The sequence below is a fragment of the Seonamhaeicola sp. genome, from assembly GCF_028281565.1.
Lineage (GTDB): Bacteria > Bacteroidota > Bacteroidia > Flavobacteriales > Flavobacteriaceae > Seonamhaeicola.
This window is the reverse complement of the sequence record NZ_JANQJQ010000043.1, coordinates 315610-327427: the sequence shown is the minus strand read 5'-3', so window position 1 is coordinate 327427 and position 11818 is coordinate 315610. Positions and strand designations below refer to the sequence as shown.

At 37.2% G+C, this 11818-nt stretch carries 5 protein-coding genes; all 5 read left to right on the top strand.

Features of this window, described 5'->3' with window-relative positions; translation table 11 throughout:
• Positions 1–146: 146 nt before the first annotated feature.
• The 5 genes from Q0983_RS18600 (at position 147) to Q0983_RS18580 (ending at position 11806) form a co-directional block, all read left to right on the top strand.
• A complete protein-coding gene (locus tag Q0983_RS18600; RefSeq protein ID WP_299556441.1) occupies positions 147–3311 on the top strand; it encodes a TonB-dependent receptor in 3165 nt (1054 codons plus the stop codon).
• 18 nt (positions 3312–3329) lie between these two features.
• Complete coding sequence (locus tag Q0983_RS18595) at positions 3330–5192, top strand: RagB/SusD family nutrient uptake outer membrane protein (protein ID WP_299556439.1); 1863 nt, start codon at positions 3330–3332, stop codon at positions 5190–5192.
• A 37-nt stretch (positions 5193–5229) separates the two neighbouring features.
• Complete coding sequence (locus Q0983_RS18590; RefSeq protein WP_299556438.1) at positions 5230–6849, top strand: hypothetical protein; 1620 nt, start codon at positions 5230–5232, stop codon at positions 6847–6849.
• Positions 6850–7022: 173 nt separating this feature from the next.
• A complete protein-coding gene (locus Q0983_RS18585) occupies positions 7023–10985 on the top strand; it encodes an FG-GAP-like repeat-containing protein (protein ID WP_299556436.1) in 3963 nt (1320 codons plus the stop codon).
• A gap of 104 nt (positions 10986–11089) precedes the next feature.
• The gene (locus Q0983_RS18580; protein WP_299556434.1) at positions 11090–11806 is read left to right on the top strand and encodes a T9SS type A sorting domain-containing protein; all 717 of its coding nucleotides are present in this window, start codon (positions 11090–11092) and stop codon (positions 11804–11806) included.
• The last annotated feature ends 12 nt before the right edge of the window (positions 11807–11818 follow it).

Sequence of the window (11818 nt, the reverse complement as noted above, 5' to 3'; positions counted from 1 at the left end):
ACTAATAACCAACAAATTAACTACGAAAAATATTAACATAAATTTAATACTTCATACTTATGTGTTAGCAAATTAGACTTCTGTTTCACAACAAATTGGCTTTTTTACACAAATTTGTGGATCAAAACATTTAAAACTAACAAAATATGAAAATCAAATTACTTGAAAGATCGCTATTCAAAGAATGGCAATTCAAGGCTTTTCTTGTTGCATGTATTTGTTTAATAGGGGTGAATGCAGCTTATGCTCAATCAGTAACTATTAAAGGGCAAGTGACAGGTGATGGAGAGCCATTGGCAGGTGCTACGGTAATAGTAGTTGGAACTTCAACGGGTGCTGTTACAGACTTTGACGGAAATTACGAGATTAAAGCAACTACAGGTAGCAAATTACAATTTAGCTACTTGGGATATGTTGACGAAACCGTAACAGTTGGTAGCAACACTACAATTAATGTTTCTATGGAAGAAGACAGGGCTTCTCTGGATGAAGTAGTTGTAGTTGGTTACGGTACCCAAAAGCGTAAGGAAATTACGGGTGCTGTTGGTCAAGTTAAACATGAAGACCTTGTATTAAACGCCACGGCCGATTTAGGAACTGCGCTGCAAGGATCTGTTGCCGGAGTTAATGTAACAGCGTCAAGTGGGCAACCGGGAGCTGAATCTAATGTACTTATTCGTGGAGTTGGATCCATTAATGGTGTTAACACACCGCTTTATGTTGTGGATGGTATTCCTTTTGACGGGGACCCCAAATTAAGTATTGATGAAATTGAAACTATTGATATTTTAAAAGATGCGGCTTCAACTGCAATCTACGGAACAAGAGGTGCAAATGGTGTAATCTTAATTACTACTAAAAAAGGTAAAGAAGGTATTATGAAAGTGAACATTCATACCTATTATGGATTGCAGTCTATTACATCTGGTGTTCCTTTAATGGAACTTGAAGATCATCTTTATGCTACGCATTTGAGAACAAACGCCTTAAATGGAACAACGTTTGGGAATACCTGGACACCTATTGTTCAAGGCGTACATCAGTTAACAAATAATTCTAACCTTGTAGAGATAATTGAAAATAATAGTGCACCAATTCAAAACCACAACCTTAGTATTTCCGGAGGTAAAGATGGTTTGGCGTATAATATTAATGCTTCTTTCTTTAATCAAGATGGTATGTTAATAAACTCTGGATACGACAGATTTAATATTCGTGCCAACACGCAGTACAGAAAAGGAAAATGGAGTATTTCTACGGGTATGGGCTTTAGAATTGAAGAAAGAGACAGAGAACCATGGCAGTTATTACTTATGGCCTATAGGTACAATCCTTATTCTCAACAGTTAGATCCGGAGGCCACCGAAATTGTTAATCCCGGATCGAATACCAGTAATGATGCTATTAACCTATCTCATAACCAACAACGCTTAATTCAAACAGACCGAGATAATGTTGACAATTTTGATGGTAATATTACTGCCAGATTCAATTTCAACAAAAATTTATCCTACACGGCCAGAGCTGGTTTTAATATCTCTAATAGTACCAGACGTGTTATAAACCCACTATTTGTTCAAAGAAATGAGGACGGTGCAATTGTAAACCCTCAAACACTTTCCGGTGTTAGAGAAATTTATACCAGAAGAACTAAACAAACTTTTGAAAATTTCTTAAACTTCAAAAAAAGCTTTGGTCATCACAATATTAACTGGACCGGGTTATTTTCTGCTGAAACATCTTTTGCAAGAAGTACCTTTGCAGATTTAAGGATTTTAAACAGCAACGAAACACAAGAATTAGGCGCTGGTACAAGTGAAAGTATTCATCAGGTAGGAACCAATGGCAGTTTCCCTAACAGTAGATGGAACAACCGTACCATAAACCTAATTGGTATGATGACAAGGCTTCAGTATAACTATAAAGGTAAATACTTATTAAGTGCAGCTATTAGACGTGACGGTTCTTCTCAATTTAGTCCGGACTTTAGATGGGGTAATTTCCCGTCGGCATCTGTAGGTTGGAATGTATCGGATGAAAGTTTCTGGGTACCTCTTAAACGTACCTTTACAAGTCTTAAATTAAGAGCTGGTTATGGTGAGGTAGGAAACGAAGGTTTTCTTCCTTATAGTAACCAGGCAACAATAACCACCTTAAGAGATGCTGTTTTTGGATCAGAAGAAAATGATGTGTTAATTTCCGGAGCCATTAGAGAATCATACGCTAATGATAAAGTTAAGTGGGAAACTTCTATTTCAAAGAATGCTGGTTTTGAGCTGGGGCTGTTTAAAAACAGATTAAATATCTCAGCAGATTTCTATGAAGAAAATAAGAGAGACTTATTACTCCCATTATTATTACCTCCATCTATATCGGGTACTGGAAATTCTACCGTAATTATTAATGTTGGTGACATGGAAAACAAAGGTATGGAATGGTCTCTTAGATACAGGCACAAAGGGAAATTCTCCTGGAATGTAGCGGCAACATATACAAAAAATAACAATTTAATAACCCGTATGTCCGGAGGTAATTCTCAGGTATTCTTAGACAATAGTCAAGTAGTACAAGGGGTACCTAATGAAGATTTAGTGTCTGTTATAGCCGAAGGTTATCCGGCAGCATCATTTTTCTTAATTAAAACCGATGGTATCATCAGTACCCAGGAAGAGTTAGACGCTTATAACCCTTTGGTTGGTGGAAATGCTAACTTAGGGGATTTAAGATATGTAGACGCCCTTACGGTCGATACCGATGGTGATGGTATTGCTGATGCCGGAGATGGTATTATTGACCTGGATGACAGACAATTTGCAGGTGGCGGCTTACCTGATTTCGAAATGGGATTAAATCTTGGAGCAAATTACAAGAATTTTGATCTGTCAATGCAATGGTATGGTGCATTTGGAGGCGAAGTAATGAACGGTAGTAAAGCTTATGCTTATAAGTTTGGTCGTCATCAGGATTTAGTTCACCAATGGACACCACAAAATACAACTTCTTTGATACCAACAGACCGTGGCAGAGACCATGAAAACTTTAGAGGTTATACAGATTACTGGATGGAAGACGGTACTTTTGTAAGGTTAAGAAACATTGCTTTAGGGTATACCATACCCAAAGATGCTATAGAAAAACATGGCATCTCAAACATAAGAATTTACCTTTCTGCTCAAAATGCATTAACAATTACAGATTATACTGGTTTTGATCCGGAAGTAGGGAATAATGGATTCAGTACCAGAGGCTTAGACAGAGGTAGTTACCCTATTAGTTCTAGTTTTAGACTAGGTCTTCAACTTGCCTTTTAATCTTAAAATCAGTATCTTATGAAAAAAACATATAATAATAGTTCTAACAAATACACAATTATGGAAAAGAAAACATTAAAAAAATTGGTTTTTTTGTTAGTGACTTCTCTATGCATTTTTAGTTGTGATGAAAATTTCTTAGAGGAGGCTAACCCGGTTGAGCTTTCTACCAGTAGTTTTTGGCTCAACATTAATGATTTAGAAACAGGCTTAATATCCGTGTACAATGCGTTTAAAGACGGTAATGTTTTAAACAAGACAAATGAATTAAACAGATCAGACATGACATTTCCCGGTTGGGGGCGTCCTAATACCAGTAATGTTTATTGGTTGCAAACCTTTAACAATAGTTCAGGAGCACCAAATACTAAATGGGCAGCCCTTTATAAAGGAATTTTTAGGGCCAACCAGGTTTTAGAAGCTGCAGAGCGTTTATATCCTACTTTTGAAGGCGAAACTAAAGACCGTGCAGATCTTGTTATTGCTCAGGCAAGAACTTTTAGAGGGCTTTTCTATTTCTACCTTTATACCGGTTTCAATAATGGGGCGGTTCCTATAATAGATTACGTTCCAACGGATATATCAAACTATTACCAACCAATAAGTCCGGCAGAAACGGTTCAGGCGTTTTACCTTTCAGATTTAGAATATGGTGCTGAAAATTTGCCTATGACTTATGATGGCCCTAAAGGTAGACTAACATCCGGAACGGCCATAGCGCTTTTAGGTAAAAGCTATCTTTACGATGGAGATTATACCATGGCAGCTCAATATTTTAAAACAATTATTGATGATCATCCATATGCGTTAACTCCAGACATTGGTAGTAACTTCACTACAAGAGACGAGTTTAATGAAGAGTCTATATTAGAAATAGGATATTCTGTAAACTATAAAGAAGAATTTTCAGTATGGGGGCAAGAACAAAACTCCAGTACACTTAATTTTTCTTTTGCTCCTGCCGGTACTCCTGGCGGTTGGCGAAGTGTATATCCTGCTTGCTGGTTAAACAACTTATATAGAAATGAAGTTTTAGATATGACCGACCCAAGAAATACGGTAAGCAGAATCCAGAGACAAGCTAATGGCCTGCCTGTATTGGATGGTGATGGGAATCCTGTTATGGATGTGGACGTACCAAGAATCTTTTCTTTAAGAACATCAGCTTCGATTGCTTTCTGTGATGATGAGGATACAGATTATTATTTACTTACATCTGCTCAAGGAGCACCATACAATAATGCCGAACATAGTTATTGGAGAAAATTCACTAATTGGGATATTGCGGCAAGCGAAAGAGATATAGCTGCAACTATTCCCAGATCTGGTATTAATATTCGTGTAATAAGATTAGCAGATATTTACCTTATGTATGCAGAAGCCTTAATTGGCGGAGGAACAAATAATGCCGGTGTTGAAGAGGCTTTGGTTTATATAAATAGAGTTAGAAGACGCTCTGGTGTAAGGCTACTTGGTTTAACTGGTACTGGAGAATATCCTGTTAATGATCACGATGAAATTACATACGATGCCAGTTCTTTAATGGATCATTTGATGTATGTTGAAAGACCATTAGAATTATCGGCTGAAGGCAACGCTATTCGTACCATTGACTTAAGACGTTGGGGAATTACAAAGCAACGCTTTGAAGAACTATCTCAAAAACAATATTGGTCAACTAATTATCCTTTTGAAACAGAAGATGGAACTAGTGGTACAAGATGGGCAGGAATACTATCAGATGTAGGAACTGGAGACCCAAACGGGAAGTGGACAGAGTTTGAGCAAGCTGCGGCAAACTACGTTGAGGAACTTCATGCTTATTGGCCAGTACCAAATAGTGAAGAAACTTCTAACCCAGTACTTTATGATACTCCATAAGTTAGGCAGAGTTTTAATTTTTAAAAACACAAGAAACATGAAAAAACACAATATAAAAATAAATATACTAATGGCCATCGCCATACTTGCTGTTATGTTTACAGCTTGTAATAAGGATGATGAGTATGAGCAGCCAAACTCTTTTTCTGATGTTGGTTGGTATATAGCTTACCCTCAAAGTCCTTGGCCGGATACTTTATTAACAAATAAAAATGACTATCTTACTTTCTCAGACTTATCACAAAATACAATAAGTCATAAATGGGAAATTGAAAGTGGGAATTTTTTCTTAGCGCACCCCATTGAGCGTCTGGACTCTATATTTGATGATAAAATAATTGGATCCGGTTCTACAACTGACAAAACAATAAGTGTTTGGTTTAAAAACTCCGGTTATAACCATGTTAGGCTCTTTAATATTTTCCCTGAAAAGGTAACATTCAGAGCTCCGGATTCTGATGACAATATAGAAGCCCAACAAGTAGGAGATGCATGGGTTATAGATAAGACTTTTGTAGTGGATGTGTACGATACCATAGTACCAACAATTAGAGTAGAACAAAAAGGTGTTGTAATTAATCATGAAAGTGAAACAGACACTGTTTATGTTGAAGCTGGAGATGCTATAGATCTTTTTGATGAAACAGCAATTGGTAGACCTGATACTTGGAGTTGGAACCTTGGTGGTTCTAGCAGTAACCAGCAAAATGTGAGTTTGGTGTTAAAGAAACTAGGTGTTTGGTTTGGTACTTTAAACTTAAGTAGAACAGGTCAGAACATTCCAGGAGATTGGGAAACATACAGAATTCCAGTTCCTTTTAAAGTAATTCCTTCCAGTCAACCTTTTGTTGCAGGAACTCCTTATGAAAGGGAAGATCAGACTATTGTGGTACCTTTTAACGGAGAGTTTGCGCCATTCATTAATCACGAGCAATACTTCACTGTTACTGTAAATGGAGGTGCCGTTCCTGTTACAATTAATAATATTAATATTGATCCTAATGATGCTACGCTATTACTCATACAACTTAATGAAACTATTTATAGTGATGATGTAATAACAGTATCATATGATGGTAATGGTACTTTCCAATCTACAGATACCAGAGATCCTGTTGCTTTTACAGATTTACCCGTGACCCCGTATGAATTAAATCTAATTCCTGCAATTCAAGCTAGTTTTGAAAATACAGGTGATGGTTGGGAAGCTAAAGGTGATCCAACATCTTTAGAATTTGTTACCGGTGGTGGTGGTGATCCAGACGTACCACATGGAGACTACATGGCAAAAATTGTTACCACTGGTGGTGGTCAAGGTGTTGCAATACTTGAACTTACTGGTGAAGGTTTTGTTCCTGGTGTAGAATATAAATTTAGCTACAAGGTTTACGCCGTACCTGGTTCTGCAGGGTCAATTCGTGCAGATTGGGAAGTTGGTGGATGGCACCGATTCAATATGTGGCAAAGTTTAAACCCTGGTGCTGCACATTGGCAAGGTGGACCTGCTCCGGGAGCTATAGGTGCTTGGGCACAAATTGATAATAAACTCTTCACTGTAGATAATGCAGACGTCCATGGCTTATTTTTACGTGCTAATGGTGCCGGAACTTACTACTTTGATGATTTAAAACTTGTAGTAAGAGATGAAAGACCTTAAACCTACATAGGTTAATTACTAAAATAAAAATGAGGCCTATTTGTTAATTCGGATGGGTCTTTTTTATTAAATTTTGAAGTTCAAATTCCGCTTGTCCTTTTGAATAAATTATGGTATTTAAGTTAAACCTAAAACTCTTAATAGTTACTTGTGTTGTCCTTACTTTCAATAATTTGATTTTTAGTCAAACATTTGAAAATGTTGAACAATTAGCTAGAATAGATGTATTAAGACAGAATAATGGAGTTGCTGTTGCCGATTATGATGGTGATAGGGACTTAGATTTAATTGTAGTTGCGAAAGCTAAGGACAATGACAACCGCAACAGTATTACCAGACTTTTTAGAAATAACAACAACGGAACTTTTGAAGATGTAACTGTAGAATCTGGTCTTATAAATTTATTCCCAGACGAAGAACAATCATCCGAATATTCCGGCATTGATGGGATAAAACATGGTGTTTCCTGGGGAGATTATGATAATGACGGATATCCCGATCTTTTCTTTACGCATAGTTTTAAGGTGCAACTGTTCCATAATGAAGGCGATGGTACTTTTATTGAAACAACAGAACAAGCCGGAATACTTAAAAGGAATGATTGCCGAAATACCAGTTCCACCTGGTTTGATGTTAATAATGATGGTTTTTTAGATCTTTACATTTCTGAATGGGGTGTATGCCCTAATAACTTATTCTATATTAATAATGGTGATGGTACATTCACCGATGCTACCGAACAATTTGGTATTCCCACACGTAAATTTTCATACATGAGCATCCCCTTTGATTTTAATAATGACGGGTGGATGGATTTGTATGTAAACCAGGATACCGGTGGAGATAACGACCTTTTTATCAATCAAGGTGGTACAGGTTTCAGTGAAGAAGCTACTATATACGGATTAGATACAGCATTTAACAATATGGGAGTGGCCATTTTTGATTATGATAAAAACGGGTGGTTTGATTTCTTTGTAACTACTATCAACTTAAATGTCTTTTTCAAAAATAATGGCGATAATACTTTTAACAAAAATCAAGAATATGACAATTTAAGAGATACCGGTTGGGCCTGGGATTTGGTATTTTCAGATTTTGATTTAGATGGAGATGAAGATTTTTTTGTTACCAATGGTTTTAAAGAAATGGCTCCCAATGAAAAACAAAGAAATTACTATTTTGAAAACTCAAATTCAAATGGTTCTATCACCTTCATTGATAAATCTGCAGAAACAAATCTGGACAAACTCTCGGTGAGCATTGGCTCTACTCCTTTTGACTATGATAGTGATGGCGATTTGGATATGTATGTAACAAATAATAACAGCCCTTCCCATCTCTACGAAAACAAAATAATTGATGAAACAAACACCAATAATTTAAATTGGTTTAAGCTTACACTTCAAGGAACAGTTTCAAACAAGCAAGCAGTTGGGACAACTGTTTCTATAACTACCGATATTGACACACAACATCGTTTTCATACAGGTGTTCGTTATCTATCCCAAAGCATTCAACCGGTACATTTTGGTTTAGGAGATGCTACTGAAATAACTGAACTAAAAATTAAATGGCCATCAGGAATCGTAGAAACCTATCAAAATTTAGATATAAATTCAAGTTTACTGGCCATAGAAAATAATGGTATTGAAGACTATGCAACACCTCCGGTCACAAAGAAAAAAGGGTGTACAGACCCAACTTCATGTAGTTATGATCCCGATGCTTTAGTTGATGATAGTTCCTGTACTTATCTGGAATCCCGTCAAATATCTGGTAGTAACTCATCCGGTTTTTTAAATACAGAAACTTACTCATATCCTGAAAAACAAGGTTCAACACTTAACTGGAGTGTTGAAGGAGGAGAAATAATTGGAGATACAAATACTAATGAGATAACAGTTAAATGGGGATTACAGGACTCCGGAATTGTTTCTGTTACTGAATCAGATGCCAGTTGCTCAACAATGCCTGTTGAATTACAGGTATCCTTATCGGCGTCCAAACTTTCAAATAACCATTCAGTAGCCCGATTATGGAACGAAGCCTTACTCCACGCTATTAGAAATGACTATGCACGCCCTACAGTACATGCCAGGAATTTGTTCCACACAAGCGTAGCATTATACGATACCTGGGCAATTTTTGACAAAAATGCTCAAACTTATCTCTTAGGTAATACTGTACATGGTATCAACATTCCTTTTATGGGTTTTAAAACGGAAGAACCCCTTGAAGAGGCCAGGCAAACAGCCATGTGTTATGCAGCATATCGTCTACTAAATTATAGATTTAAAGATTCTCCGGATTTTTCTGAAACTAAACAAATTTTTGATTTGCTAATGGAAGAGTTTGGGTATGATCTAAACTTTTACTCTAATGATTATTCATCCGGAAACTCAGCTGCCTTAGGCAACTATATTGCTCAAGCTATTATTGATTATGGGCTTAGTGATGGCTCAAGAGAAGCAGAAGCCTATTCGAATGCTTTTTATAAACCGTTAAACCTACCATTGGCACCTACTATCCCCGGTAGTGGTTTAATATTTGACCCCAACAGATGGCAGCCTTTAAGTTTATTCGAATTCATTGATCAAAGCGGAAACTTAATTCCGGGAACCACCCCCGACTTCTTAAGCCCTGAATGGGGAGAGGTCTTTCCTTTTTCTTTAAAAGAAGAAGATAAAACCATATTTAACAGAGATGACTACGATTACCATGTTTATCATGACCCTTCTGGACCACCTTATTTAAATTTAGATCAGGAAGATACAGGTAGCGAAGCCTATAAATGGGGATTTTCACTGGTATCTGTTTGGGGGTCTCATTTAGACCCAAATGATGGTGTACTATGGGACATTTCACCTAAATCAATAGGAAATTTAGATATCAACAACTTCCCACAATCTTTTGAAGACCATCCCAATTTTTATGATGAGTTAAACGGTGGTGATCCTGGTTTTGGTCATTCTATCAATCCACATACAAACGCACCTTATCAGGAGCAAATGGTTCCAAGAGGTGATTATGCAAGGGTTTTAGCCGAATTTTGGGCAGACGGACCTGACTCTGAAACACCTCCGGGACATTGGTTCACCATACTAAACTATGTAAGTGACCATCAGCATTTAGAAAAAAAACTCAACGGAACGGGTGAAATACTTCCCCCTTTAGAATGGGATGTAAAAGCTTATTTTCTTTTAGGTGGTACTATGCATGATGCAGCTATTTCAGCCTGGGGTATTAAAGGCTGGTATGACTATATCAGACCTATTTCGGCCATACGATATATGGCGCAATTAGGCCAAAGTACAGATAACTCTCTTCCTAATTACAATGTGGCAGGAATCCCTCTCAAACCGGGCTATATTGAAGTTGTTGAAGCCGGAGATCCCTTAGAAGGTGATTTAGGTGAACATATAGGTAAGATTAAGCTCTATACGTGGAAAGGGCATGTATATATAGAAGACACGGAAACAGATATGGCAGGTGTTGACTGGATTTTAGCCGAAAACTGGTGGCCTTATCAACGTCCCAGTTTTGTAACACCGCCGTTTGCGGGTTATGTTTCCGGACATTCCACCTATTCAAGAGCTGCTGCCGAACTTATGACCTTATTGACCGGAGACGCCTTTTTCCCCGGTGGCATGGGTGAATTTATTGCAAGAAAGAATGAATTCCTGGTGTTTGAAGAAGGCCCCAGCGTTGATGTTATATTACAATGGGCCACCTACAGGGATGCTTCAGACCAATGTAGTTTATCCAGAATATGGGGTGGAATTCATCCGCCTGCCGATGATATTCCCGGTAGATTGATTGGTGAAAAAATTGGTAAAGATGCCTATAGTTTTGGTGTTGAATATTTCACGGGTAAAGAAACCGACATCCCTTTAACTGCCGGTTATAAAGTATATCCTAATCCATTGAATGACGAATTTAAAGTATTTATTGCCAATACGGCTTCAACAGATGAACTTCAGCTCTCTGACCTAAAAGGAAGTGTCATCTCAATCTTGTCAAAACTATATAATGAGGAAACCGAAATTACGGAAATAAAGCTACCCTACAGCTTAGCATCCGGTGTTTATGTCCTTAAAGTAAACAGCGAATCAAAACTTATTGTAAAACAATAAGTTACACCATATGGTTTTAGACATTTCTTACGCATAATTGGACTCTTGTTGTAGCTTCAACCTCACACTAATTTTATATTTGAGTAACTAATTAAATATAAAATATGATGAAAAAATTACTTTTACTAATTGCTTTAGCAGCAACAACCAGTTTTTACGGACAAGATGTTTGGAACTGGGTAGATAAGGATGGTGACTTCCCCCAAGCCCCTTCAGTTACAATTGAATTTACGTATACAGCAGCCAGTGAAATAGCTGTTGGAGACATCAAAATGGACATGTGGTCTGTTTCCGGAGGTGTGTGGAGTGCTAATTGGAGAGGCTGGAGTCAAAATTGGTCAGCTCTTCCTGCAGGAACTGATTTGACAGGTTCTATTACTATTTCTACAATAAATGCAGCTGTTTTAAATGGGGATGGAAACATTATGACCAAAGCTGAATTATTAGCCGCTGATCCAAATGGAGCAGGTGCCGGTATAACAAATTATTATTACGAGATAAGGTTATCTTTCCCAAAAAGTGCGTCTGGTGGATTTGCTCCTACAAATTCTCCTGCATCACCTGCATATAAAAGTGCTAATGCTTCATTATCTAATGCAAACTTTGAAATTAAAAATCTAAGAGTTTTTCCAAACCCGGTCAGTAATGAATTAATTTTTTCAGACTATCAAAACTTTAAATCTGTATCTATTTACAACTTAATAGGTCAGGAAGTTAAAAAAGTGAACTCTGAAAGAAACATTGATGTTTCAGACCTCACAAGTGGTGTCTATATTCTGAAAACAAATACCGGAGCCACTTCCAAATTTGTTAAAAATTAATGATTAATAGTA